The organism is Brucella lupini (genome assembly GCF_002252535.1).
In the GTDB taxonomy this organism is placed as follows: Bacteria; Pseudomonadota; Alphaproteobacteria; order Rhizobiales; family Rhizobiaceae; genus Brucella; species Brucella anthropi.
The window spans coordinates 48076-73553 of sequence record NZ_NNRN01000052.1; the positions used below are offsets into that span (position 1 = coordinate 48076).

The window sequence follows — 25478 nt, forward strand, 5'->3', positions numbered from 1 at the left end:
GCTAAAGCTGCCGATATTGAAATTGCCGATATTGAAATCGAAAGTGTTCCATGCGTTGTCCCTATTGCCAGTCTGAAGATACGCAAGTGAAGGATTCCCGTCCGGCGGAAGACGGTGCGGTCATTCGCCGGCGTCGTGTCTGTTCGGTGTGTGGAGGCCGTTTCACGACCTTTGAGCGCGTACAGTTGCGTGACCTGATGGTTGTGAAGAAAAGCGGGCGCCGAGTTCCTTTCGATCGCGACAAGCTTACGCGGTCTATCGAAGTGGCGCTACGCAAGCGCGACGTCGATAATGACCGGGTGGAACGCGCCATTTCCGGCATTGTCCGCCAGCTTGAAAGTTCGGGTGAGGCGGAGGTGACGTCCGACGAAATCGGGCGGCTGGCCATGGATGCGCTGAAAGGCATCGATGATATCGCCTATATCCGCTTTGCTTCGGTCTATCGCAATTTCAGCAAGGCCGTCGATTTCCACAATGTCATTGATGAACTGACAGTTGCTGAAACCGAGGACGATCTGGACGTTTAGGCATGAGTGGCAGCAAATTTCCGCCTTCGAATGCAACTGCGGATGACGTCCGCTTCATGGAAGCGACGATCCGTTATGCACGGCGTCACAAGGGGCTGACGGGAACCAATCCGTCCGTCGGCACGATCATCGTCAAGGATGGCGTCATCGTCGGACGTGGCGTGACTGCAATTGGCGGCAGGCCTCATGCCGAGCCGCAGGCGCTTGCAGACGCGGGAGAAGCGGCGCGTGGCGCGACGGCTTATGTGACGCTGGAACCTTGTGCGCATCACGGACGCACACCGCCTTGCGCGGAAGCGCTGGTGCGGGCGGGTGTGGCGCGTGTCGTGGTTGCCGCGACCGATCCGGACGAACGGGTCAGCGGAAGAGGCTTTGCCATTCTGCGCGAGGCAGGGATTGAGGTTGTGCCAGGCATTCTTGCCGAACAGGCTGCCGATGATCTTGCGGGCTATCTGAATCGATCTGCGAAGAAGCGCCCGGAAGTGATTCTGAAACTTGCACTTTCTGCCGATGGCATGATCGGCCGTCGGGGCGAGGGACAGCTTGCAATAACGGGGTCGGTTGCGCGCGCCCAGTCGCATATCCTGCGGGCCCAGACCGATATTATCCTGATTGGCATCGAAACCGCCCTGGCCGACGATCCGGTGTTGAACTGCCGCCTGCCGGGGCTGGAACAGCGTTCGCCTGTTCGGGTGGTGCTCGATACCGGATTGCGTTTGCCGCTTTCCTCGAAACTTGTACAGACCGCTGATGCCCAGCCCTTATGGATCGCCTGTGGTGAAGAAGCGTTGCCGGAGCGGCGCTACGAGTTGCAGGCGGCCGGTTGCCGGATTCTCGCGACCGAAGCTTATGATTGCCGCATCGCTCTGCCCGAACTGATGGACGATCTCGCTGCGCAAGGCATTTCCTCGGTTCTCGTTGAAGGCGGAGCAGGTGTTGCGAAGAGCTTTCTGGACGAGGGGCTGGTGGACCGGCTTGCCATCTTCCGTTCGCCGGTTGAAATCGGCTCAGAACTTGGGGTTGCCGTGGACGGGCTTGAAACCCATATCGCAGACAAGTTCAAAATCTTAAGGCAGGCTCGCTACGGCGACGATGCCTATGCGGAATATGTAAGTGCCAGAATGTAAAAGCGTCAGGTCGCAGCAAAAATGGTGGTTTTCGAGAACCGGAGCGCAGTGTACTTAAGTACATGAGCGCCGGAAGCGCAGGAAACCGCTATTTGCGAGCCAAGACATGGCGAATTTTGGATCAGGCACGAAGGAGACTTGATGTTTACAGGCATTATTACCGATATCGGCAAGGTTGACCGGATCAAGCCGCTGAATGAAGGCGTTCTTCTGCGCATTGAAACTGCCTATGATCCCGAAACGATTGAGCTTGGTGCATCGATTGCCTGTTCAGGCGTCTGCCTCACAGTGGTGGCGCTGCCAGAAAAAGGCACGAATGCCCGCTGGTTCGAGGTCGAGGCATGGGAAGAAGCGCTGCGCCTGACCACAATCTCCAAATGGCAGAGCGGACGGAACATCAATCTGGAACGTTCTCTGAAACTTGGCGACGAAATGGGCGGCCACCTCGTTTCCGGCCATGTCGATGGGCAGGCTGAAATCGTCGAGCGCAAGGAAGAAGGCGATGCAGTGCGCTTCACCCTGCGTGCGCCGGAAGAACTGGCCCCGTTTATCGCCCAGAAGGGTTCGGTCGCTCTCGATGGAACCTCGCTGACGGTTAATGGCGTCAATGGCAACGAGTTCGATGTGCTTCTGATCCGCCACTCGCTTGAAGTCACGACCTGGGGCGAGCGGAAAGCAGGCGACAAGGTGAATATCGAGATCGACCAGCTGGCACGTTACGCAGCAAGGCTTGCGCAATATCAGAAATAGGCTTACAGCCTAAATTCCCAGGCTGTAAAAGCATATCCCGATTTTAAGCGTTGACCGCAATCGTTGCGGTCCGCAAGATTTGTCATGGAGTCTCTCATGTCCAAGCACGAGGCGCATGCGCCGCATTTGCTTATTGTTGAAGCGCGTTTCTACGATGATCTCGCCGACGCGCTTCTGGATGGCGCAAAGGCAGCCTTGGATGAGGCAGGGGCCACCTACGACGTGGTGACGGTGCCTGGCGCGCTGGAAGTTCCGGCGGTCATTTCTTTCGCACTCGATGGTGAAGACAATGGCGGCAAGGAATATGATGGCTTTGTTGCGCTTGGTACGGTTATCCGTGGCGAAACCTATCATTTTGATATCGTGTCCAATGAATCCTGCCGCGCACTCACCGATCTTTCGGTCGAGGAAAGCATCGCCATCGGCAACGGCATTCTGACGGTCGAAAACGAAGAGCAGGCATGGGTACGCGCCCGCCGTGAAGACAAGGACAAGGGCGGTTTTGCCGCCCGCGCTGCGCTGACCATGATCGACCTGCGCAAGAAGTTCGGAGTCTGATCATTATGAATTCTTCTACCGAAGGCCGCCCAACCCCCAATCTCCCACGCACGGCGAACAAGCGCGGTGTTGCCCGTCTTGCTGCAGTCCAGGCGCTTTATCAGATGGATGTTGCCGGAACAGGTGTTCTGGAAGTGGTGGCTGAGTACGAAGCTTTCCGTCTCGGCAAGGAAGTGGATGGCACGCAGTATCTTGATGCCGATCCGCAATGGTTCCGCGCAATCGTGGCTGGTGTCGTCGATGAACAGCTGAAGCTCGATCCGATGATCCATCAGGCGCTGACGGAAGACTGGCCGCTGTCGCGTCTCGATTCGACCCTGCGCGCCATTCTCCGTGCTGGCGCCTGGGAATTGCAGACACGCAAAGACGTGCCGACGGCTGTTATCGTGTCGGAATATGTTGATATCGCCAAGGCTTTCTACACAGAAGACGAGCCGAAGCTGGTCAATGCCGTACTTGATCGCCTGGCATTCGTCATTCGTGGCGAGAGCCGCGGTGTGAAACCGCGCTGATCCGGCTTCCCTGACAATAATCATGAAAAAAGGGCTGTGAGAAATCGCAGCCCTTCTTTCATTGTACGCTGGCAAAGAACGACTTGACGTTTGTTAAACCGTTTCGCATGTTGGGTACGCGGCATTGAGAATGCTGAAATGCAAGGAATCGCGCCAATTGATTGATTTCTCAGGCATGTCGCGCAAAAGTGCGTAGCAGTTTTGCGAGAACGACAGGCCTGAAATCAGAGACATAAAGCGCTGAGAGCGAATCTGAAAGATCGCGATCCGCTTTAGGCGTAAGTTCCAGACGTGAATATACCGAAGAAGCCCGGTATCTTGCATTGGCTTCAGGCACTTCCATGCCGCTCAATCGGGTCCGGGGAGGGGTTTTCGGGCCTAACCTGCGCATGTGCCTGCCGACAATCGCGGCTCGCGGTCTGACGGTAGCCAGCGCGAGCTCAATGGGAGTTGGCCTTTATGCAAATGGGAGTGGCAGTCTTAGTTCTCGTCATTGCCTGCGGCGTGGTTTCCGTTCTTTTCGCCATATGGGCGATCCGTTCGGTTCTTGCAGCCGATCAGGGGACGCAGCGCATGCAGGAAATTGCTGAAGCCATCCGCGAGGGTGCCTCAGCCTATCTCACAAGACAATATTCGACGATTGCCATTGTCGGCGTCGTGGTCTTTCTGGCAGCCTGGTATTTGTTGTCGATCAGTGCCGCAATCGGTTTCCTGATTGGCGCGGTTCTGTCGGGCGTTACCGGCTTTATCGGAATGCACGTTTCGGTTCGCGCCAATGTGCGCACCGCCCAGGCAGCTTCACTCAGCCTCGCCGGAGGGCTTGAGCTGGCCTTCAAGTCAGGGGCCATTACCGGCCTTCTGGTGGCAGGGCTCGCGCTGCTCGGCGTATCCGTTTACTATTTCATTCTCACTGTCTGGCTTGGTTATTCGCCGTCCGACCGCACGGTTATCGATGCGCTGGTGTCGCTCGGCTTCGGTGCTTCGCTGATCTCGATCTTCGCGCGTCTTGGCGGTGGTATCTTCACCAAGGGCGCTGACGTCGGCGGCGATCTTGTCGGCAAGGTCGAGGCCGGTATTCCAGAGGATGATCCGCGCAACCCAGCGACCATTGCGGATAATGTCGGCGACAATGTCGGCGATTGCGCAGGCATGGCTGCCGACCTTTTCGAAACCTACGCGGTGACAGTCGTCGCAACCATGGTTCTCGGCGCAATCTTCTTCAACGGATCGGACATTCTTTCGAGCGTCATGCTCTATCCGCTGATGATCTGCGGCGCCTGTGTCATCACGTCAATCGTGGGCACATTTTTCGTCAAGCTCGGCGTCAATGGCTCCATCATGGGTGCCCTCTATAAGGGGCTGATAGCGACGGGCCTGCTTTCCATCGTTGGTCTTGCTATTGCCAATACGCTGACCGTTGGCTGGGGTGAAATCGGTACTGTGGCTGGTAAAAGCATTACCGGCACCAATCTCTTCATTTGCGGACTGATCGGTCTGATCGTTACCGGTCTGATCGTTGTGATCACAGAATACTATACCGGCACCAACAAACGTCCGGTCAATTCCATCGCGCAGGCCTCGGTAACAGGGCACGGCACGAATGTCATTCAGGGGCTGGCGGTTTCGCTTGAATCCACGGCTCTGCCAGCGATCGTGATTGTCGGCGGTATTATTTCGACCTACCAGCTGGCTGGTCTGTTCGGTACGGCAATCGCCGTCACTGCCATGCTTGGTATTGCCGGGATGATCGTTGCGCTCGATGCCTTCGGTCCGGTCACGGATAATGCGGGTGGCATTGCGGAAATGGCCGGTCTCGACCCGGAAGTCCGCAAGGCCACCGATGCGCTCGATGCCGTTGGCAACACTACCAAGGCCGTCACGAAGGGCTATGCTATCGGTTCGGCAGGGCTTGGCGCACTGGTGCTGTTCGCGGCCTATTCCAACGATCTGGCCTACTTTGCCGCCAACGGACAGACCTATCCTTATTTCGCCGATATGGGGCCGGTTTCCTTCGATCTCTCCAACCCTTATGTGGTTGCGGGGCTGATCTTTGGCGGCCTGATCCCTTATCTGTTCGGTGGCATGGCGATGACCGCCGTGGGCCGGGCCGGAGGCGCGGTCGTGCAGGAAGTGCGCCGCCAGTTCCGTGAAAAGCCAGGCATCATGACCGGCAAGGAGCGCCCGGACTATGCCCGTGCGGTCGATCTTCTGACCAGGGCGGCCATTCGCGAGATGATCATCCCGTCGCTCCTGCCTGTGCTGGCGCCGATTGTGGTCTATTTCGGCGTGCTGCTTATCTCAGGCTCGAAGGCTGCAGCCTTTGCAGCGCTCGGTGCATCGCTTCTCGGCGTTATCGTCAATGGCCTCTTCGTCGCGATTTCCATGACGTCCGGAGGTGGCGCATGGGATAATGCCAAGAAGAGCTTCGAGGACGGGTTTACCGATGCCGACGGCGTGAAGCACCTGAAAGGGTCGGAAGCGCATAAAGCATCGGTGACCGGCGATACGGTTGGTGATCCCTATAAGGATACAGCCGGTCCGGCTGTCAATCCGGCGATCAAGATCACTAACATCGTGGCCCTTCTTCTGTTGGCTGTGTTGGCGCATATGTCCTGACGGACATGCATTGTGAAAAAAGAAAACCCGCCGTAAAGGCGGGTTTTCTTTTTGCCGGGATTGACCGGATCAGTTGCTGGCACCGCCTGCGGCGCCCGGCAACGATGTCGGGGCCTTGGAAACGCCCTGAATGATCTGACCGAGGAAGGTCTGGTCCTTGCCGCCTGTCGGCGTGGTGCGCGACACGAAGTCGAACAGCTTGCCGTCCTTCAGGCCGTAATTGGCGATATGCTCGACCTTGCCGTCCTTGTTGAAATAGATGGCGAGGATCTGCCGCTCGATGATCTTCGGCTTCATGAACTGCGCGGCGCGATAACGCTTCTGCGAAATGTAGTAGAACACTTCATTGTCGAAGGTCGCGGTGGTGGACGGCGTACCGAGCGCCAGAAGCACCTGCTCGCGGCTGGAGCCGACAGGAACCGAATCAAGCGCACCCTGATCGAGTACGTAACCCTCTGTCAGCGTTTCGGACGGATTGAGCGTGGATGCAGTGTTACATCCGGCAAGAGCTACTGCGACGAGAATTGCCGTGCCTGCGAGAAGGGCACCCTGCTTGCGTACGCCAGAGGATGCACTTGGAAAAATTCGCTGCAACAAAGACCTCTCCATACATTCTAAATCAGCGCGGCACTTTCGCCGTCGGGAGAACTTCGGTAAACCACCTTGCTTATTTATGCAACTGGAACGGTCGTACGGACATGATTCTCCAACTATTCCGCCGCAAATCGAAAGCAAACGAGGCAATTATGCTTCGCGTTTACGAGGTGATCGTGGCGGCGGCGCGGCAAAAACGGTTTTATGCACAATTTCAGGTGCCTGATACGCCGCTTGGCCGCTATGAAATGCTTTCGCTGCATATTTTCCTCGCCCTGCATCGGATGAGGGGAGAAAACAAGGCGCTTGCCGATCTGGCACAGGAAATCGCCGACGAGTTTTTCAAGGATGTCGATCATTCGCTGCGCGAACTCGGTATCGGTGACCAGGGCGTCCCGAAGCGCATGAAGAAGCTTGCACGCATGTTCTATGGTCGGGTCGCAGCTTATGGGGAGGCGTTGGATGCAAATGATGCAGACGCGCTGGCTGCCGCACTCACGCGAAATATCCGCCCGGACCTCGAATTCTGGCCGCATGCCCACCATTTAAGTGAATATGTTCTGGGATGCCGTGACCGGCTGCAAAAAATTGCGGACGATGCTTTGGCGGCAGGCGACATTTCCTATATGGATGCGGATCAAATGGACTTTGCGCCAAAAAACAATGCTGAAAAGGCCAATGAGAATGACTGACAAACCGGCGCTCACCTATCCTGTTCCGGTTCTTCACCTGCCGCAAAAGGGCGTGACGGTGAAAATAGGCACGGATGAGAAAGAGCGCGCAGCACTCGCGGCAGCCCATGGGCTAGAGGCTGTAAATGCCTTTGCTGCGGAATTTCTGATTACACCCTGGAAAAAGGACGGTATCCGGGTGCGGGGTCGTATCGATGCGGAAATCGTTCAGTCCTGCATCGTGACGCTGGAGCCGCTGACCAACAGCATCGCGGAAGACGTCGACACGATTTTCGTGCCGGAAAATTCGAGGCTTGCACGGATTGAGCTTGATGAAAGCGGCGAAATGCTGCTCGATGCCGAAGGCGCGGACATTCCGGAAGTTTTTGCTGGTGACAGGATCGATGTCGGCGCAATTGCCGAGGAATTCTTCGATCTCGCCATCGATCCTTATCCTCGCAAGCCGGGTTTGCCGGACGAGAGTGAGCCTAAGGTTTTCGGGGACGACGACGGTGAAGAGAAGCCCGTTTCGCCGTTTGCGAAGCTTTCAGAATGGCAAAAGAAGCCGTAATTCAGAGTGGTTTGACAGAATTTGGTTGTGCGGAAACGCAAAAACACTATTTTCGCCGAAAACCTGTCTGCTGCAAAAAGCAGAGCAGGGGCAGGGATCGCACAGGAACAATCAAGAGTGATCAAAATTTCGATTGACGCGATGGGCGGTGATTTTGGCCCTGAAGTGGTCATCCCCGGCGCAGCGAAGGCGCTTGAGCGCCATCCTGACATCCGTTTCATATTCTTCGGTCTCCCCGCACAGGTGGAGCCCGTGCTGGCACGTTATCCGAAGCTGAAAGCCGCATCCGAGTTCCGCGCGAGCCAGGTTGCCATCAGCATGGATGACAAGCCGAGCCAGGCGCTGCGGGCCGGTCGCGGTAAATCTTCCATGTGGCAGGCCATCGAGGCAGTGAAGACCGGCGACGCCCAGGCGTGTATTTCCGCCGGTAATACCGGTGCATTGATGGCCATGTCCAAATTTTGCCTGCGTATGATGTCGGACGTCGAGCGCCCGGCGATTGCTGGCATCTGGCCGACGCTGCGCGGTGAAAGCATCGTGCTTGACGTTGGAGCCACCATTGGCGCCGATGCGCGCCAGCTCGTCGATTACGCAGTTATGGGGGCTGGTATGGCGCGGGCCCTGTTCGAGGTGCGCAAACCGACCGTCGGGCTCCTGAATGTCGGCACGGAAGAGGTAAAGGGTCTCGACGAGATCAAGGAAGCAGGTCAGATTCTGCGCGACACACCGCTCGACGGACTTGCCTATTCCGGTTTTGTTGAAGGCAATGATATCGGCAAGGGCACGGTGGACGTGGTCGTGACCGAAGGCTTTACCGGCAATATCGCGCTCAAGGCTGCGGAAGGTACGGCCCGCCAGATGGGTGAACTGCTGCGTCAGGCCATGCGCCGGACGCTACTTGCCAAAATCGGTTATGTTTTCGCCAAGGGTGCGTTTGATCGCCTGCGCGAAAAGATGGATCCGAACAAGGTCAATGGTGGCGTCTTCCTCGGTCTCAGTGGAATCGTCATCAAAAGCCATGGCAGCGCCAATGCAGAAGGCTTCTGCTCGGCAGTGGAAGTCGGCTATGACATGGTGAGAAATCGTCTTCTGGAAAAGATCGAGGCTGATCTGGCGCATTTCCACCACAGTCATCCGCATGTATCGAATGATGGTGGCGAGGCTGCAAAGGCATAATTCCGGCAAAGCCATCCGGAAGACGGAATTGGATAAGATTTGCGGTTGCCGATTATTTTTCGGCGCCGAAGCGGTGAAGTAACTTTTACCGAGTATGTGTAGGGCCAGAATTTTCGACTGCGCGCGTGAATGTTCGTCGCGCCGGTCGCATGTAAGGACAGGAAATAAGAGATGATAAGGTCTGTCGTGCGGGGTATCGGTTCGGCTTTGCCGAAGCGGGTCATGAAGAATACCGATTTCGAAGGTATTATCGAAACCTCCGACGAGTGGATCGTGCAGCGCACGGGTATCCGTGAGCGCCACATTGCAGGCGATGACGAAACCACGGTTTCGCTTGGCACGGCTGCGGCCCGCGCAGCAATCGAGAATGCCGGCTTGCAGCCGACTGATATCGATCTTGTTCTGCTGGCAACCTCGACGCCTAACCATACCTTTCCGGCAAGTGCCGTGGAAATTCAGCGCGAACTGGGAATCACCAAGGGTTTTGCCTTCGATATGCAGGCCGTGTGCAGCGGCTTCATCTATGCCATCACGACGGCTGATCTCTATATTCGCGGCGGCATGGCGAAGCGCGTTCTGGTCATCGGCGCGGAAACCTTCTCGCGTATCCTCGACTGGAATGACCGCACGACCTGCGTTCTGTTTGGCGATGGTGCCGGCGCATTGGTTCTCGAAGCTGCCGAAGGCAACGGGCTGACCTCGGATCGTGGCGTTCTCGCCGCCAATCTGCGCTCGGACGGCAACCACAAGGAAAAACTTTTTGTGGATGGCGGCCCGTCAACGACCCAGACTGTTGGTCACCTGCGCATGGAAGGCCGCGAAGTCTTCAAACATGCAGTCGGCATGATTACGGACGTTATCGAGGCATCTTTCGAGGAAACCGGCCTTACAGCCGAGGATATCGACTGGTTCGTCCCGCATCAGGCCAACAAGCGCATTATCGATGCTTCCGCCAAGAAGCTGAATATCGCTGAAGGCAAGGTTGTCATCACAGTGGATCGCCACGGCAACACGTCTGCGGCGTCGGTTCCACTGGCGCTCGCGACCGCCGTTGCGGACGGCCGCATCAAGAAAGGTGACCTCGTTCTTCTGGAGGCAATGGGTGGCGGATTCACGTGGGGCGCGGTTCTGTTGCGCTGGTAAGCGAAAAATTTGATCTGCCGTGAGGAAACTCGCGGCTTGACCGTTGCGCTTTTATTTGTGTAACGTCCTGTCACGTAAGGATATTATCTGTTCAAACGCTAACCAGGCAGGTTCGGTCATGGGAGGTAAGACGGTCACGCGAGCTGATCTGGCAGAGGCTGTTTACCGGAAGGTAGGCCTTTCCAGAACGGAGTCGGCGGCTCTTGTCGAGATGATTCTCGATGAAGTCTGTGACGCTATCGTCAACGGTGAAACCGTGAAGTTGTCGTCTTTCGCGACATTTCAGGTTCGCGACAAGAACGAGCGCATTGGCCGTAATCCGAAAACAGGCGAGGAGGTTCCAATTCTTCCCCGTCGTGTGATGACTTTCAAAGCTTCCAACGTTCTCAAGCAGCGTATTCTGCAGGAACATCAGAAGCGTGAAACCAAAAGCCAGAAGTAATTGCTAGTGGATTGAATTTGACGTTTGATACTCGTCCGATATAGATCACGTTTCAAACGTCAAACTCGAAAAATCTACTAGATTCATAAAGTTACCAGTGGTCTTTTTGATCTCGACATTTGCTCAGTGCTCATATCCGAGGGATGCAAATGTCGGAATCAGACCATTAGCATGCTGCCCATCGGGCAGCATTTTGTTTCGGCACCATCCTTGTAAAACTGACATCGCTTTTGCGCCCGACTTATGGCCGCGTGCAGGACGGCTGTTTTTTTTGTTGGTTGCAACCGTCATAATAGTCCTTTGCCACGAACTGGCCATGCTGCTTTCGGCTTCGCATGAAGGGATGCTTATAAAGCTCTGATATTATATAATGGATTCAGTGGAGCGAATCGCTTCGCTGATATTGAAATCTGGAAAGCGGCTGGCTTTTCAGAGAGAGTTCGTGTTGCACACCGTCCGGTTTTGAATGACGTTTGCGCCGTGTCTTTCCGCACGCTGGAGTTTGTTAACTCCCGTCTTCTAAATTCCGATGGTAACAAGCGCCTTTCGTGTTACAGACGCGTTCGCGTTGGCAGCGAGTTGAACTATCTGGATCGGCGAGGTTGCGCCGCAACGGCGAAACCTGAACCACTGGAAAGGGCAAGTGGATGGACAAGAGCCCTGATGCATTCAGGACGATCAGTGAAGTAGCGGATGATCTTGATCTTCCGCAGCATGTGCTGCGTTTCTGGGAAACGCGCTTTACCCAGATCAAGCCTATGAAGCGGGGCGGCGGTCGCCGATATTACCGGCCGCTCGATGTCGAATTGCTCAAGGGCATTCGCCATCTGCTCTATGATCAGGGCTATACGATCAAGGGTGTGCAGCGTCTTCTTCGCGAAAACAATGCACAGTTTATCATCGCGCTTGGCAATGGCGACGTTCAGGCGATTGAGGCGATTACGCGCCAGAAGCAGGCTGCCGCCGATAAGCGCGCTGCCGAAGAGGCGGCTGACAATGAAATGGCTCTGCCGAGCGGCATCAAGGCGCCGCAACCGGCGCGCAAGCTCTTTGGTCTCTTGAAGGGCGAGGAGGATGGCCCCATCGGAGCTGATGGAAAGCGGCCTTCAAAGGACAACCGCTCGCTTCTGCAGGAGGCGTTGTTCGATCTTCTCGAATGCAAGCGTCTTCTCGATCAGGTGCGCTGATCGATTTCGGACCGCATGAAAAAGGGAGGCTTTCGCCTCCCTTTGCTTTTGTACGCGGATTGAATCAGCTGGACGAGAGTTTCAATCCGATGATGCCGGCGAGGATCAGTGTCACGCTTGCAACGCGGAAGAAGGTTGCAGCTTCACCGAGAATGAATATGCCCACCAGAAACGCACCAACTGCCCCGATGCCGGTCCAGATTGCATAGGCTGTTCCAAGCGGCAGGCTGCGCATGGCGATGGAAAGCAGAATGAAACTGCCGATCATCGTCACGATGGTGATGGCGCTCGGTGTCAGAAGGGAAAAGCCTTCCGACTTTTTCATGAAATATGCCCAGATGACCTCAAGAATTCCGGCCAGTCCCAGATAAATCCATGCCATTCTAATGCTCCCTCACAAGGGTTCTGAACGGGCCGTCCCGTTCGTTGAAGAAGCGGGAAGGCCGTCCTTCCCGCGAAGTCACTGCGCACGGCGCTCTAATCAGTGTGATGGATGCAGTGCATCATTGAGATACATGCAGGTCAGCATAGTAAATACGTAAGCCTGAATAACTGCCATCAGCAATTCGAGTGCGGTCAGCGCGACGGTCATTGCAAGCGGCAGTACAGCGGTTAGCATGCCAAGCGTTCCGAGACTGCCCAGCCCGATAACAAACCCCGCAAAGACTTTCAGCGTAATGTGCCCTGCAAGCATGACGGCGAACAGACGAACCGAATGACTGACCGGACGCGAGATATAGGACATGATCTCGATCGGCACGATGATCGGCGCCAGCACAGCCGGTACGCCCGCAGGCATGAACAGTCGGAAGAACCTGAACCCGTGTCGAACGAGACCGTAGATCGTGACCGTCAGGAAGACCAGCATCGCAAGCGCGAACGTTACGATGATGTGGCTTGTCACGGTGAAGGCATAGGGGAACATGCCGATCAAATTGGCAAACAGGATGAACAGAAACAACGAGAAGACGAGGGGGAAGAAAGCCATACCCTTTTCCCCGGCGTTCTCGCGCAATGTCTTCGACACGAATTCGTAGAGGATCTCGGCTGAGGACTGCCAGCGCCCCGGCACAACGGTGCCCCTGCGGGACGACAGGAACATGAACGCAGCCGCGCCCAGCACCGTCAGCACCATGAAGAGTGCCGAATTGGTGAAAGCAACCGGCTGGCCGCCGATTTCGCCAAGTTCAACGATGGGCTTGATTGCGAATTGTTCGATCGGCCCTGCCATAGGACACCCTCCTATGGGGCCGTCCCCGATGCGAACACTGGCGCGGGTCGTCCCGCGCGGCCCTGTAAATAGTGATTCTTGAACGGAGAGGCAAGAGGGTGTCGCCCATATCGCGCCAACAGAAACTTGATCGCGTATCCCATGGATCAGGGAGCTTTTTCGGGTATCCTGTCGTTCTTATCCATAGATTATGCCGGGAGATCGATTGATGACCATCTCAAGACGTAATTTCATTGTTACAGCATCTGCTGCCGGGGCCGGATTGGCTTTATCGCCTTTGGAGCTCACCAAGGCCGCAGCCGAAACAGGCAGTCCTAAAGTGCTAACCCCTTCACAGGTAGAAAATCCGGGCTTCCATCGCTTTCAGTTTGGTGATTTTGAGATCACCACGCTTTCCGATGGGCGCCGAGCAGGCGAAGCGCCCGAAAAGACATATGCGGTCGATCAGGACCCGAAAGTGGTTGCCGCACTTCTTGAGGAAAATCTTCTGCCCGCCGACCGCTTCGTCAATAGCTTCACGCCAGTGCTCATCAATACAGGCAAGGAGCTTGTTCTGTTTGACACCGGCATGGGAGCAGGTGCCCGCGGAGCGGGATTGGGCAAGCTGGCCAGTGCGCTTGAAGCTTCGGGCTACAAGACGGACGATGTGTCTCTGGTCGTATTGAGCCATTTCCACCCTGATCATATTGGTGGACTGATGGAAGACGGCAAGCCAGCCTTCGCCAATGCGCGCTACGCCGCCGGACAGAAGGAATTCGACTTCTGGACCGATCCCGCGCGGCTCGACAGCCCCGCCAAGACCGTTGCCGAAATGGTGGCCAAAAACGTCAAGCCTCTCGCGGAGAAGATGACGTTCCTGGGCGATGATAGCGAAGTCATTTCCGGTATTCATTCGGTGGCAGCTTATGGCCACACGCCGGGTCATCTGGCTTTCAGGGTCGAAACGGGCGGCAAGTCGTTGATGTTGGTCTCGGATACGGCCAACCATTTCGTCATTACGTTGCAGGGGCCCGAATGGCACGTATCCTTCGATATCGATAAGGATGCTGCCGTCCAGACCCGCAAGCGCATGTTTGACATGATCGCCACCGACAGGCTTCCTTTCATCGGTTATCATATGCCATTTCCGGCACTGGCCTATCTCAAGCGGGAAGGCGAGGGCTATCGCTACGTTGCGGAAACCTATCAGCTGCGCGAGAAATAGGTCGAGGCGGTTTAGTACTAACGCCCACCGGCAACGTCGATGAATGTTCCGGTTACATAGGTGGGGGCGTCGTTGAGCAGCCAGAAAATGGCTTCCGCGACTTCCTCTGCCTTGCCGGCGCGTCCGACAGGCGTACCGGCGCCCAACCTCGCCGCGCGATCCGGATTGCCGCCGCTGGCATGGATATCGGTATCGATCAGGCCTGGACGCACGGCATTGACGCGAATGCCTTTCGGCGCCAGCTCTTTCGACAGGCCAGTGGTCAGCGTATCAAGTGCACCTTTCGCTCCGGCATAATCCACATACTCAAACGGCGATCCAAGTCGCGATGCCATCGATGACACGATGATTATGGCACTGTCAGGCTGCAAGCGCCGGGCTGCCTCGCGGGCGCATAGATAGGTGCCGTAAACATTCACGTCGAACATCATTTTCAGACGATCAGCACTCATATCCGCAAGCGGCATGGTCTGAGCAACGATACCGGCATTCAGGACGACGCCTTTCAGCGGACCAAGATCGGCCTCCGCCTTGTCAAACATGGTGATTACGTCCTGTTCTCTGGATATGTCGCCCCGGATCGCAAGCGCCTTCGCACCAAGCTTCGCTGCTTCGGCCACCGTTTGCTGCGCAGCCTGTTCGTTCCCCGCATAGTTCAGAGCCACAGACCAGCCTTGCGCTGCGCTGCGCAGAACGGTAGCGCGACCAATGCCGCGACTGCCACCAGTGATCAGGGCGTTCTTCAAGCTCTCCTCCATGCAATCATGGCAGAGCTAATCCGATTTGCACGTTGTGTGCAAAGGAAAGATCGTATGAAAATACAGGTTTGGGGAAGAAAAATGGTCGGAGCGGCGGGATTCGAACCCACGACCCCTTGACCCCCAGTCAAGTGCGCTACCGGGCTGCGCTACGCTCCGAGCCGGGGAAAGCCGTAGATTATAACGACTTGGCACGCAAGGGATAATTTCTCGAAACTGGCAAATTGCACATAACATTCATGCATGGTTCTGAGCATCAGGATCGCGGTGCGAAAAGGATGATGCATGTGCCTGCGAAAGCCGTGCATGCGCCGACCACATCCCAGCGATCGGGGCGCGCTCCTTCGGCAAACCAGATCCACAAAATCGACGCGATGATATAGATGCCACCATAGGCTGCGTAAGCGCGACCGGCCACGTTGCTTTCAATCAGGGTGAGCAGATAGGCGAACAATGCGAGGCACACCATGCCGGGTGCCAGCCAAAGCGGTGACTTGTCGAGCTTCAGCCATGCCCAGAAGGCGAAGCATCCGGCAATTTCAAAGAGGGCTGCTGCGGCGTATATCGCGAATTGCAAGTTTCTGCTCTCCTGAGCGTTCTCTGAGTTTGAGCGAAAGCTGATACTTGTATTCCAGCCCTGCGCAACCCCAGATGATCCCGAAGAGCAGATAAAAGTGGCGCCAGTGATCGGTGTCGATGACATTGCCGATCAGGACATGCCCGAGATAGGTTGCGTAAGCGACCAGAAGATAAGGCTGCCAGGGGCGATTGCGAAACAGAAGCTTGAAACCGATCCCGAGTGTCAGGAATGTCAGCGTCAGAAAGGCGATGAAGCCGATCCAGCCATAGTCGAGGACGGCTTTGAGCCAGACATTGTGTGTATCCTCACCGAACATCGGCCCGAACTCGAGCGGCCCGATGCCAAGCGGATGCTGTGTTGCAAGGATCATTCCAAGCCAGTGCCGCGCAAAGCGCCCAAGCCTTGCACTGTCATAGCTCTGTTCGAGACGCGCGCGCTCACGGAAGAAATCGCCGACGCCGGGGATTTGCAGAATAATCAGGATCGCGAGAGTAATTGTTACAACTGCAAGCAGACCAATCACTATCAGGCGTAACCGAAAACGATTGCTGTTGCTTTGCAGGAAGAGCACGCCAAACAGAATGGCAAAGGAGAGGGGAACCATCGCCCAGGCCGCGCGCGAGAAGGATACCAGAACGCCGAGCGTCAGCAGGCAGCAGAAAGGCAGATAGACGGCCATATCGCGAAAGCCCCCGCGCATGATGCGGTAAAGCGTCCAGGTCAGCGGCAATATAAGGAAAGGTCCGTAGACATTAGGGTCCTGAAATGCGCCCTGCGCACGTCCGTAGCGCGTGAAGATTTCTGCGCCCGGAAAGAGGCTGAGATAACCGGCAATGCCTAGGACGGCAGAAAGCACGCCGACAAGAAGATAGGCGTTGAAGATGGTCTTCAGACGCCGGTGGTCACCTTCGATGACAGCGGCGAAGAATACCGATGTGAAAGCCAGAAACAGCGAGACGGCGATATAAAGCGGTGCTTTCTTGACGTCAGCCATCTGCATGACCGAAATCATGCCGCCGAAATTGAAGACAGCAAGCAGGGCGAGCAGCACAAGACTTGTGCGGGTCAGCCGCAATCGGAACAATAGTGCCAGCGCAATCAGGCCGACCATATAGAGTTCATAAGGCGCGGGCTCGCTCATCACGAAGCCGAGCAGAAAAACGCCGAAGCCGATTGCGATATTGGCGATGAGGCGGTTGAGCGCGCGCTTGCGCGCCAAATCTGCCGACAGCATCAGGGCTGGACGCGAACTGCCGTCAAACCGTTGCGCCACGCTGGTCAATAGGCGTTTTCCGTATTGAGAAGTCGCATCGGTGTCAGGAACAGGATTTTCAGATCGAGCCAGAGCGACCAGTTTTCGATATAGTAAAGGTCGAACTCTGTGCGCATGCGGATCTTGTTCTCATTGTCGATTTCGCCGCGCCAGCCATTGATCTGCGCCCAGCCGGTGACCCCCGGCTTCACGCGGTGACGCGCGAAATAGCCATCGACCACCTCATTATAGAGCACATTGTGCGAATGGGCGGCGACTGCATGCGGGCGCGGGCCGACGAGCGACAGGGAACCGGCGAGAACATTGAAGAACTGCGGCAGCTCATCAATCGAGGCTTTGCGAATGAAGCGTCCGACGCGGGTGACGCAAGGGTCGTTCTTGGTAACTGCCTGCTTGGCGGTAGGGTCGCACATCTCGGTGTACATGGACCGGAACTTCCAGACATTGATAACTTCATTATTGAAGCCATGCCGCTTCTGTTTGAAGATCACAGGGCCCTTGCTGTCCAGCTTGATGGCAATCGCCGTGCCGATCATGATCGGCGACAGAAGAACGATGCCAACAATACTGAAGGCAACGTCGAAGATGCGCTTGGCAACAGAATCCCAATCGTTGATGGGCTTGTCGAAAATATCCAGCATCGGCACTGCGCCAACGTAGGAATAGGAGCGCGGGCGGAAGCGCAGGTGGTTGTTGAGCGCTGACAGCCGGATATCGACCGGGAGAACCCATAGCTTCTTGAGTAGTGCCAGCACGCGGGCTTCGGCGCTGATCGGCAGCGATACGATCAGCATGTCGATGTGGGCGATACGGGCAAATTCGATCAGTTCGTTGATATTGCCGAGCTTGGGATAGCCAGCAACGATGGGTGGTGAGCGCTTGTCATCACGGTCATCGAAGATGCCGCAGATACGGATATCGTTGTCAGGCTGCTGTTCGAGCGAGCGGATAAGCGCTTCTGCATTGGGGCCACCGCCGACGATGACAGCGCGGCGCTCCATTGTGCCATTGCGTGCCCAGCGCTTGATTTTCCAGGCGACGAAGATACGGGCAATTAAAAGCAGGAGGCAGGCGCTGAGCGCCCAATAAAGGAACCAGCCGCGCGAGAAATCGGACGAAGCTTTCAGCAGAAAACCGGCAATGGCAAGGGTGCCAAGCACGGCTGCCCAACTAATGAAAAGCCGCCGCAGATAGCGACCGGGACTACGCAATATATTGATCTGGTAACCGTCGTTTATTTCCATCAGCAGGACAAAAAGCGCACCGCCCACAACCATGATAAGGGGATAGTAGAAAACCAGATGTGTGCGGATGCCGACATAAAGCAGAAAGCTCAGAATGCCGGAGCAAAACACAAGCCCGAACTCTACCATGCGCATGACGCCGCTCAGCATCAGCGGCGAAAACGTATCGTGCTGATATTGTTCAGCCATCTGGCGCGCCAGTGGGCTAAGCTTCACCGGGCCTTTCGGCTTGGAATCTTGTCCGGACTCCTGCTTGCTGCTGGCTTCTATGGCTTTGCGGCCAAAAGGAGAAAGCGCATCATTATCTCGCACAACATTGCCCCTGATCGTAAAATGACAGCGTAGTAATTAGACCGAGAATCCTAAGCAGAATATAAATGTCGCGTGACAAGCTTTGGACTTAGGTAAACACTCAATTAAATACTCGGTTGAAAGCTGTTACTGTTAGTAACGGCTAAAATAGCATGATCTCCGTCCGTATTGATACAGCATTGGCTGCAGGAGCCGATACGCGCCAGTTGTCGCAAGCCAAGCCAGTGCAAGGCTTGCCTTGTCTCATTATATTGCCTAGGACGGTGATATGAAACCGTTGGAAGATAAAGCTGCGGGCGGCATTTTGCCGTCAAACTGTTCGGCACATGTTGCCGCCAACAGACCAGCTTTGTTTCCGCTCCTGATCGGCACCAGATCAGACGATGTCATGGGGTTGCTGCGCGCCTGACCGCTCAGCGACCCAAAAAATCCTGATGACAGCAATTCACGCTGCGATCTTTCAAGGTCGCATTAACTGTTTGTTTTAAGGCGCTTTATCTAAACCGTTCTAGTGTTTTGGAGGGCGCTCTAGGGTTGATCATGACTATCTGGGCCGAACTGGCTAGAGCGGGCAATCATGCCGGCGATGAAATTTTGTTGCGAAAACGCGATCACATCTATGAAATTCGCTATAATGGCCTGGAATTGATGTCCAACGTCAATTTCCAGTCCGAGACCGTGCTGGCTGAAAGGTCGCTTCGCCTGCACGGACGGAAAGTGTCGCATATGCTTATTGGCGGACTTGGCATGGGCTTCACGCTTCGGGCGGCACTTGATTTGCTCGGCCCCGATACGAGGGTAACAGTTTGCGAGCTCGTCCCCGAGATCGTGGAGTGGAACCGGACCCATATCGGTCATCTGGCCAACCATCCATTGAACGATCCGCGTGTCGATGTTCGGGTCGCCGACGTGATGGATGTTCTTCGCGCAGAGCCTGGTCGATATGATGCCATATTGATGGACACGGATAATGGACCGGATTTTACCGTCCGCGATGCCAATGGCGCAATCTATGAAGATGACGGTCTGAGGCTGGTGAAAAGGGCACTGAAGCCTAATGGCATTGCTGCTTTCTGGTCGGCAACCATATCAGACCCATTCGAAGACAAGCTCGACATGCTACCCTGGGAATGGCAACGCGAGGATATTTCGCTCATCGGCGGGCGTGCCGACGCATTCCACTATATCTATTTTGCGGCTCATGGTGGGTTTCGGTCACAGTTCGAGCGGTCGGTATCTGCGTCCGAACCCTTCGCTGCGATGGTGGGCTGAGGGAAGTATCCGTCAGTCTTCCGGGATGGCTCGATCCGGATGCGCCTCGTAATAGATTGTCTCGATCGAGTGCGCCATGGATTGCTGGCTGAAGCGCTCGTGCAGCCGGGTCACATCCGGCATCGCGGCTCGAAACGTTGTGAGATCATCTGCAGCGTCCAGCATCCTGTTCGCAAGTGCCTCCTCCTCGGGCTCCACCAGCGCCGAGGAACGAGGTCCGAACACCTCGGGAATGCCGCCGACATTGCTGGCGATGACAGGCTTTCCGGCGGCGAGCGCTTCCAGCACGATATAGGGAAATGCTTCGGCACGCGATGGAACCACCATTATTCGCCCCAAAGCAAAAGATTCTCGCGCAGCCATTCCGGGCAGAAAGCGAATTTGTCCGGAAATTCCCAGTTCGTCGGTCAGGTTGATGAAATCGGGCTTTTCCGCACCATCTCCCACCATCGTCGCCGTGAAAATGCGCTGGTGCTGGTCGCGCAGGCGTGCAAGGGCACGGATCAGAAGGTCTGGTCCCTTCAGTTCACGCATCGTGCCGACAAAGAGAAAATCGCTGGCATCGGGCGCATCGGCAACCGGGATGAACTCGTCCTCGGCCAGTCCGTTATAAACGACGGCGTGGAGGCCATAGGGCCGCCCCACCTTTTCTTCGTAGATACGCTTTTCGAAGTTGGAAACGAACATCACTGCATCGGTCATGGGAGCCAGCATTCTCTCAACCAGAAAGACAGCGCCGCCGCGGCGCGTCTTCCGGTCGAAATGCAGACTACCGCCATGCGGTGAATAGATACGGGCTACGCGAGACCTAAAAACCCGTAAGACTGAGCCGAACAAACGTGCATAGACGCCACCTTTGGCGCCATGTCCGTGCAATATGTCCGGCTGCAATTTCTTGATGATGCGATATGCTTTGTACGCTGCCGCTGCGTCGCCCAGTCCGACATGGCGCTGCATGGCAATGCGATGAAGGCCGAGCATGAGCTTTGGCCGTAATTCTTCCAGAAGCGCGTCTTCGCGCGGGCCGCCTGTCGTGGCATCGCAGACGATGCCGACCGCGTGGCCTTTTTCCGCCTGCAGGCCCACGAGATCGCGAACATGACGGAAGAGCCCGCCGGTCGGTTCGCGGAAACAGTGGATGATACGCAGTGGGGAGGCATTGGTGTCATCAGCCATCAATCGCCATCAAAACAGACGTTCGCGCACATAGATCGTGTCGCCCGGCAGGATTGGATCGGAAATCAGCACGCGACCAGTCAGAACCTTGCCGTTGAACTGGCGCGTGATGTCGACATTCTCCTGATTGGCGCGTGGGCTGAAACCACCTGCAGCGGCGATTGCCTTCTGCGCGGTCATGCCCGGAACATAGTAATACTGGCCAGCGGCGCCGACTTCACCCATCACAAATATCGGGCGATAGCGGTCGATTTCCGCGCTGACGTCGGGGTCGCGCAGATAACCGCCACGCAACTTCGATGCGATGATGCCTTCGAGCTGCTTGGACGTCTTGCCGCGTGCCGGAATGCTGCCGACGAGCGGGAAGGCGATATAGCCAGCCTGATCGACGCTATAGGTATTTGTGAGGCTCGGCTGCTCGAACACCGTAATACGTATGCGATCACCAGCATCCAGCATGTAAGGCTGGTTCAGCGCCTCGTGGAACGCAGGCGGGGCAGGGCGATAGCTGGAGCAGGCGGAAAGCGTCATGGCGGCAAGGCCGAGCGCCACGAGCAGAGCGTGGCCTTTGCGCTTGTTATGAATTGTCTTCGCCGTCATCTTCCGCCTCGGTTCTTCCGAAAAGCAATATTTCTTACGAACGCAATCGACGCGGTACTGACAGCGCGATTACGAATATCGGTTGCAAGCGTTATCGATTGATTAGGGTTAATGGCTGGTAAAGAAGACAGGGCTTGGCGCAAAAACTTTGTAGCTCGCCAACTGTTGGGAACTTATCCTGTTTAACCCTCTGGTTACCTTGTTCCTTTACCTTCCGGCCAGATTCGGGGGTGCATTACCCCACGCGGGCGAGAGCGATCACGCGCGCAAGCGCACTCGCGAAGTCCATGGAGAATGGGGAATGGCAGAAGTCGATCCGTTATCAAGGGACGCAGATATTGATATCGGCGCGCTGTTCTCCAGCTTGCGCCGTCACTGGCTGTTCATTGTCGTTGGTGCGCTTCTCATGGCGGCAGCAGCGTGGGCCATCTGCCTTCTTCTGACGCCGGACTATCGCGCTGAAGCGCGCATCATGATCGAGGCTCGCGAATCCATCTATACCCGTCCCAATGGCGAAACAGCAGCTGAGCGGCCTGTCTTCGACGCCGAAGGCGTGAAGAGCCAGGTCGAGGTATTCTCCTCCGGCGATCTTCTCAAGAAAGTTTCCGACGAACTCAAGCTGACCAGCAACGAAGCCTTCACGACGACGGAAGTGAAGCCGTGGACCCGCGTTCTCATCATGCTCGGCATGCGGACCGATCCCGCACGGCTGACCCCGGAAGAGCGCGTTCTACAGAAGCTTCGCAAGAACATGCAGGTTTTTGCTGTGACCGCCTCGCGCGTCATCGTGGTGCAATATAATTCGGCAAGTCCTGAGATGGCGAAGACCATCGCCAATGCGCTTGCCAATCAATTCATTCTGTTTCAGCAGGCCGCGAAGCTGGAGTCGAATGACGATGCCACCGGCTGGCTCGCACCCGAGATTGACGATCTGCGCAACCGCGTCCGCGATGCGGAAAAGAAGGTTGCGGATTATCGTGCTTCGCGCGGGCTTTTGACTGGGCAGAGCAACAGTACGATTGCGACACAACAGCTCTCGGAAGTCTCGACCGAACTGACACGGGTCCGCACCAGCCGCGCTTCCGCAGAAGCAAAGGCGGAAAGCATTCGTAAATCGCTGGCCTCCGGTGCTCCCATCGATACGCTGCCGGATGTAGTTGCTTCCGGTATGATGCAGCGCCTTGCGGAAAGACGCATTCAGCTCAACGCCCAGATCGCCGACCTTTCGACGACACTTCTGGAGGGGCATCCCCGCATCAAGGCACTACGCTCGCAGCTTGCCGATCTCGACCAGCAGATCAGGATTGAAGGCCGCAAGCTCGTTGCGAGTCTTGATAATGAAGTCTCAACGGCAAAGCTGCGCGAAGAAGAACTCAATCGTGAACTCAACCGCGTGAAGGCACAGGCGGCGCAAGCGGGCGATCAGGAAGTTGAGTTGCGCGCATTGGAGCGCGAGGCGACGGCACAGCGCCAGCTTCTCGAAACCTATCTGACGCGCTATCGCGAAGCTGCGTCGCGTACTGACCGCAATTATGTGCCGGTTGATGCTCGGGTTTTCTCTTCCGCCGAAGCGCCAGCAGTTCCCTATTATCCAATGATATTGCCGATTGTCGGTTCAACCTTTGCGGCTGGCCTGCTTTTGCTGTCGATTTTCGTTCTCTTGCGTGAATTGTTCAGCGGACGTGCGTTCGTAACGACGGATGGCCAAAGGGTTGCAGCGGTCGAGGAAATCGAAATGCCGGTTATTGCTGCCGCTGCTGAAGCCGCTGCCGTGCCGCCGTCGAGATTCGAACGGCCTGATAGCGTTTCCGAGGAAACAATTCTGGCGCGACGCCGTTCATGGACTATGCCGTTTGCGGCGAAGCCGCCGGTTTCCGAAACGAGGAAATCCGTGGAGGAGTTTCCCATGATAAAGCAAGGTGAGACCAAGCAACGCGAGATGAGACCACGCAATCCCAATGGTGTGGAGGCTGTTGCCGATCTGCTGTCCGGCGGAAAGCTGAAACGTATCGTGGTCGTGTCTCCAGAAGGCGATAAAGCATCAGCGGGAGCGGTGCGTCTGCTGCGTGAATTTGCCGACCGTGGCAAACGTGCAATTCTCGTGGATATGACCGCGCAAGGGACTGTTGGGCTTGCCATGCTGGACGGTACGCATCTGCCTGGTATTACCGAGCTTCTGTCCGGCGAGCGCCGCTTCAACGAGGTCATCCACAGTGACCGGTTCTCGCAGGCTCATGTCGTTCCGCTGGGCGAGGCCGATCCTGAAACCGCCATGCGTTCCGCCGACCGGTTACCGCTCATTTTGGATGCGCTGGAAACGGTCTATGATTTCGTTGTGGTGGAATGCGGCCCGTCATCTTCGGAGCAGATTCGACGCATTGCCGATGGACCTGCCTCCGTCGTGATGAGTATCGTCGATCCGGATGACAAGGGCGTTGCCCTAGCTGCTCTCGATCTCGATCAGGGTGGTTATGAAGACGTCGTCATTCTGATGGACGAAACCGTCTGATTGCCAAATACGATTCCGGAACAGCGTCTTAGACCTTGTTTCTGAATCAGATTGCTAAGCACCTCTACCTTCTTGCGAACCTGCTGCGCAGTTTCTTGGCAAGGCCCCAAAGACGCGGATTGCGCTTGAGACTTCCGGCAATGGCATTGCGGACTGATTGCAGCGCCGTGAAAAGCTTTCCTTTGGTGGAAAGCGGTACCAGCGTGTCATAGATCGTGAGCTCGATATCGCACCATTCGCGCTTGTATGGCTCATCACCGATACCGAAACTGTAGGTCGAGCAACCTTCGTCGCAACTGCGGCTGATATCCTCGAAGAAGAGAAATTCACCCGGACTGGCGGAAGTCAGTTCGTCTTCTGCGATCGCGGCGAACTCGACGGTAGGGTCTGTATCGCCAAGCAGCTTTCCGATGATCGAACGCACGGTTCCGCCAACTTCAAGAAAGCGCAGCTCATTTAGATTCTGCCCCTTCGCCGATCCTTCGCCGAAGAAAGCCTTGAAGAAATTGCGCACATTCTCATCGGCGAAAGGATCACGGATTCCCATCTTCTGGAAGCGCTGGGCCTTCATCGCAAAATAAAGATCGAGAACCGTGTCTGATTCCGCTTGGTTTTGAGGCCCAGCAATTCTCCAGCCACCGCCTTCTTCGTAGCGACGACTGTGCTGGCGATGCTTTTTCAGCTTTCGCTTGCGATTGGCGCGATCAAGCACGGCATCGAAGCCACCACGGAGCGAGGCGGCAAGAACTGGATTTGGGTTGGGCGCTTTTCTAAGAGTGAGCAGTGGGTTGGTCACGCCTTGCAGTTCTGATAACTGGCGTGTCAGTGACAGCGCATCGATGTCAGGCCGTGCCTTGCGGATTACCTCAATCAACCGCTGGACCGTTTCGCGTCCGAGGACACTATATTCCTTTCGCAGCCACGGAAAATTGCAATTGGCGTGGCTCCCGCCGGGATAGCGCGCAATTTTCGCGCCGCTCCGGCTTACGACTTCCAGCGGCAGGAGCAGGATTGGATCGTCGTTGTCAAAAAGACCGACGACGAAACTGTCGGCATTGACGATTGCGCGCCAACTATCGATCCATGCAAACGATTGTGGCGCACCGTGAATAGCCGCCGGATCGCTCCAGAGCCGACTATTATCGCTGAAATCTGTAAGAATGTACGCTGCAACTTCACCCGCCATAGTCTGCAGCATCCTCAAATGGGATTAATGTTGCTTCTTGCGTGGCGGTTGCGCCATCCACCAGATGATGCCCATGGCTGGCAGAACCCAGAGAATGCCGGTGACGAAGAAATAAAGGAGGTGCACCCATGCGCTCGATTCAGCGAGATGCGCCACGGCAATAATGGTCGCGAACACCGCATAGATGATGACCAGTGAAACCAACAAAAAAGTACCGATCAGTTTCTTCAGCCGAACGGGCATGGCGCAGTTCTCCTTT

At 56.1% G+C, this 25478-nt stretch carries 27 protein-coding genes and 1 tRNA gene; 16 read left to right on the top strand and 12 right to left on the bottom strand.

Annotated elements, in window-relative coordinates; all coding sequences use genetic code 11:
• Nucleotides 1–50: 50 nt before the first annotated feature.
• The 6 genes from nrdR (at nucleotide 51) to CES86_RS16630 (ending at nucleotide 6090) form a co-directional block, all read left to right on the top strand.
• Entirely contained in the window at nucleotides 51–527 is a 477-nt protein-coding gene (gene nrdR / locus CES86_RS16600) for a transcriptional regulator NrdR (protein ID WP_010661090.1), read from the top strand.
• A 2-nt stretch (nucleotides 528–529) separates the two neighbouring features.
• The gene (ribD, locus tag CES86_RS16605) at nucleotides 530–1654 is read left to right on the top strand and encodes a bifunctional diaminohydroxyphosphoribosylaminopyrimidine deaminase/5-amino-6-(5-phosphoribosylamino)uracil reductase RibD (protein WP_094514924.1); all 1125 of its coding nucleotides are present in this window, start codon (nucleotides 530–532) and stop codon (nucleotides 1652–1654) included.
• Nucleotides 1655–1795: 141 nt separating this feature from the next.
• On the top strand, nucleotides 1796–2404 hold the full coding sequence (locus tag CES86_RS16610; protein WP_010661092.1) for a riboflavin synthase: 609 nt from the start codon (nucleotides 1796–1798) through the stop codon (nucleotides 2402–2404).
• Between the two features lie 96 nt (nucleotides 2405–2500).
• Complete coding sequence (locus CES86_RS16615; protein ID WP_010661093.1) at nucleotides 2501–2962, top strand: 6,7-dimethyl-8-ribityllumazine synthase; 462 nt, start codon at nucleotides 2501–2503, stop codon at nucleotides 2960–2962.
• A gap of 5 nt (nucleotides 2963–2967) precedes the next feature.
• On the top strand, nucleotides 2968–3474 hold the full coding sequence (nusB, locus tag CES86_RS16620) for a transcription antitermination factor NusB (RefSeq protein WP_010661094.1): 507 nt from the start codon (nucleotides 2968–2970) through the stop codon (nucleotides 3472–3474).
• A gap of 459 nt (nucleotides 3475–3933) precedes the next feature.
• Nucleotides 3934–6090 (top strand): sodium-translocating pyrophosphatase, encoded by a 2157-nt coding sequence (locus tag CES86_RS16630; protein WP_010661096.1) that lies wholly within the window; start codon nucleotides 3934–3936, stop codon nucleotides 6088–6090.
• 69 nt (nucleotides 6091–6159) lie between these two features.
• Here the strand turns inward: CES86_RS16630 and CES86_RS16635 are convergent, their stop codons facing one another.
• Nucleotides 6160–6687: an outer membrane protein assembly factor BamE gene (locus tag CES86_RS16635; RefSeq protein WP_029376233.1), complete on the bottom strand. Its 528-nt coding sequence runs from the start codon at nucleotides 6685–6687 to the stop codon at nucleotides 6160–6162.
• 101 nt (nucleotides 6688–6788) lie between these two features.
• Between CES86_RS16635 and CES86_RS16640 the strand changes: the two genes are divergently transcribed.
• From CES86_RS16640 to CES86_RS16665, 6 genes are all read left to right on the top strand, one after another.
• Nucleotides 6789–7376 (top strand): ubiquinol-cytochrome C chaperone family protein, encoded by a 588-nt coding sequence (locus CES86_RS16640; protein ID WP_010661098.1) that lies wholly within the window; start codon nucleotides 6789–6791, stop codon nucleotides 7374–7376.
• Nucleotides 7369–7926, top strand: coding sequence for a YceD family protein (locus CES86_RS16645; protein ID WP_029925123.1), 558 nt, complete (start codon nucleotides 7369–7371; stop codon nucleotides 7924–7926). Before CES86_RS16640 ends, CES86_RS16645 begins: the two co-directional genes overlap by 8 nt.
• 117 nt (nucleotides 7927–8043) lie before the next feature.
• Nucleotides 8044–9102, top strand: a complete 1059-nt coding sequence (plsX, locus tag CES86_RS16650) for a phosphate acyltransferase PlsX (protein WP_010661100.1) — start codon at nucleotides 8044–8046, stop codon at nucleotides 9100–9102.
• A 171-nt stretch (nucleotides 9103–9273) separates the two neighbouring features.
• Complete coding sequence (locus CES86_RS16655; RefSeq protein WP_010661101.1) at nucleotides 9274–10245, top strand: beta-ketoacyl-ACP synthase III; 972 nt, start codon at nucleotides 9274–9276, stop codon at nucleotides 10243–10245.
• 118 nt (nucleotides 10246–10363) lie between these two features.
• Nucleotides 10364–10687, top strand: a complete 324-nt coding sequence (locus CES86_RS16660) for an integration host factor subunit alpha (RefSeq protein ID WP_010661102.1) — start codon at nucleotides 10364–10366, stop codon at nucleotides 10685–10687.
• A gap of 647 nt (nucleotides 10688–11334) precedes the next feature.
• Nucleotides 11335–11874 (top strand): MerR family transcriptional regulator, encoded by a 540-nt coding sequence (locus CES86_RS16665; RefSeq protein ID WP_010661103.1) that lies wholly within the window; start codon nucleotides 11335–11337, stop codon nucleotides 11872–11874.
• Nucleotides 11875–11938: 64 nt separating this feature from the next.
• On the opposite strand, the gene sugE is transcribed toward CES86_RS16665, so the two are convergent.
• Together sugE and CES86_RS16675 are read right to left on the bottom strand one after the other, a co-directional pair.
• A complete protein-coding gene (sugE, locus tag CES86_RS16670) occupies nucleotides 11939–12256 on the bottom strand; it encodes a quaternary ammonium compound efflux SMR transporter SugE (protein WP_010661104.1) in 318 nt (105 codons plus the stop codon).
• A gap of 99 nt (nucleotides 12257–12355) precedes the next feature.
• Complete coding sequence (locus CES86_RS16675; RefSeq protein ID WP_029925121.1) at nucleotides 12356–13105, bottom strand: F0F1 ATP synthase subunit A; 750 nt, start codon at nucleotides 13103–13105, stop codon at nucleotides 12356–12358.
• Nucleotides 13106–13313: 208 nt separating this feature from the next.
• On the opposite strand from CES86_RS16675, the gene CES86_RS16680 reads away from it, so the two are divergent.
• The gene (locus CES86_RS16680) at nucleotides 13314–14309 is read left to right on the top strand and encodes an MBL fold metallo-hydrolase (RefSeq protein ID WP_094514925.1); all 996 of its coding nucleotides are present in this window, start codon (nucleotides 13314–13316) and stop codon (nucleotides 14307–14309) included.
• A 17-nt stretch (nucleotides 14310–14326) separates the two neighbouring features.
• Here the strand turns inward: CES86_RS16680 and CES86_RS16685 are convergent, their stop codons facing one another.
• From CES86_RS16685 to CES86_RS16705, 5 genes are all read right to left on the bottom strand, one after another.
• Entirely contained in the window at nucleotides 14327–15055 is a 729-nt protein-coding gene (locus CES86_RS16685; RefSeq protein WP_029925117.1) for an SDR family oxidoreductase, read from the bottom strand.
• A gap of 94 nt (nucleotides 15056–15149) precedes the next feature.
• Nucleotides 15150–15226, bottom strand: a tRNA-Pro gene (locus CES86_RS16690).
• A gap of 97 nt (nucleotides 15227–15323) precedes the next feature.
• Nucleotides 15324–15644 carry a YnfA family protein gene (locus CES86_RS16695; RefSeq protein ID WP_006466505.1) on the bottom strand — a complete coding sequence of 107 codons (321 nt, stop codon included), beginning with the start codon at nucleotides 15642–15644 and terminating at the stop codon, nucleotides 15324–15326.
• Nucleotides 15607–16929, bottom strand: a complete 1323-nt coding sequence (locus CES86_RS16700) for an O-antigen ligase family protein (protein WP_029925113.1) — start codon at nucleotides 16927–16929, stop codon at nucleotides 15607–15609. Before CES86_RS16700 ends, CES86_RS16695 begins: the two co-directional genes overlap by 38 nt.
• A complete protein-coding gene (locus tag CES86_RS16705) occupies nucleotides 16926–18476 on the bottom strand; it encodes an undecaprenyl-phosphate glucose phosphotransferase (RefSeq protein ID WP_094514927.1) in 1551 nt (516 codons plus the stop codon). The genes CES86_RS16700 and CES86_RS16705 overlap by 4 nt, the downstream gene beginning before the upstream one ends.
• A 268-nt stretch (nucleotides 18477–18744) precedes the next feature.
• Between CES86_RS16705 and CES86_RS27540 the strand changes: the two genes are divergently transcribed.
• On the top strand, nucleotides 18745–18885 hold the full coding sequence (locus tag CES86_RS27540; RefSeq protein WP_155243290.1) for a hypothetical protein: 141 nt from the start codon (nucleotides 18745–18747) through the stop codon (nucleotides 18883–18885).
• Nucleotides 18886–19016: 131 nt separating this feature from the next.
• Entirely contained in the window at nucleotides 19017–19748 is a 732-nt protein-coding gene (locus tag CES86_RS16710; RefSeq protein WP_029925109.1) for a spermidine synthase, read from the top strand.
• Nucleotides 19749–19760: 12 nt separating this feature from the next.
• Here CES86_RS16710 and CES86_RS16715 read toward each other — a convergent pair whose 3' ends face one another.
• Nucleotides 19761–20924 (bottom strand): glycosyltransferase family 4 protein, encoded by a 1164-nt coding sequence (locus CES86_RS16715; RefSeq protein ID WP_029925107.1) that lies wholly within the window; start codon nucleotides 20922–20924, stop codon nucleotides 19761–19763.
• 9 nt (nucleotides 20925–20933) lie between these two features.
• On the bottom strand, nucleotides 20934–21524 hold the full coding sequence (locus CES86_RS16720) for a polysaccharide biosynthesis/export family protein (protein ID WP_094514928.1): 591 nt from the start codon (nucleotides 21522–21524) through the stop codon (nucleotides 20934–20936).
• Between the two features lie 301 nt (nucleotides 21525–21825).
• Between CES86_RS16720 and CES86_RS16725 the strand changes: the two genes are divergently transcribed.
• Complete coding sequence (locus tag CES86_RS16725) at nucleotides 21826–24033, top strand: GumC family protein (RefSeq protein ID WP_094514930.1); 2208 nt, start codon at nucleotides 21826–21828, stop codon at nucleotides 24031–24033.
• Nucleotides 24034–24097: 64 nt separating this feature from the next.
• On the opposite strand, the gene CES86_RS16730 is transcribed toward CES86_RS16725, so the two are convergent.
• Both CES86_RS16730 and CES86_RS16735 read right to left on the bottom strand, forming a co-directional pair.
• Nucleotides 24098–25219 carry a GNAT family N-acetyltransferase gene (locus tag CES86_RS16730; protein WP_094514931.1) on the bottom strand — a complete coding sequence of 374 codons (1122 nt, stop codon included), beginning with the start codon at nucleotides 25217–25219 and terminating at the stop codon, nucleotides 24098–24100.
• A gap of 24 nt (nucleotides 25220–25243) precedes the next feature.
• Nucleotides 25244–25462 (bottom strand): DUF2842 domain-containing protein, encoded by a 219-nt coding sequence (locus CES86_RS16735; protein ID WP_010661115.1) that lies wholly within the window; start codon nucleotides 25460–25462, stop codon nucleotides 25244–25246.
• Nucleotides 25463–25478: the final 16 nt, after the last annotated feature.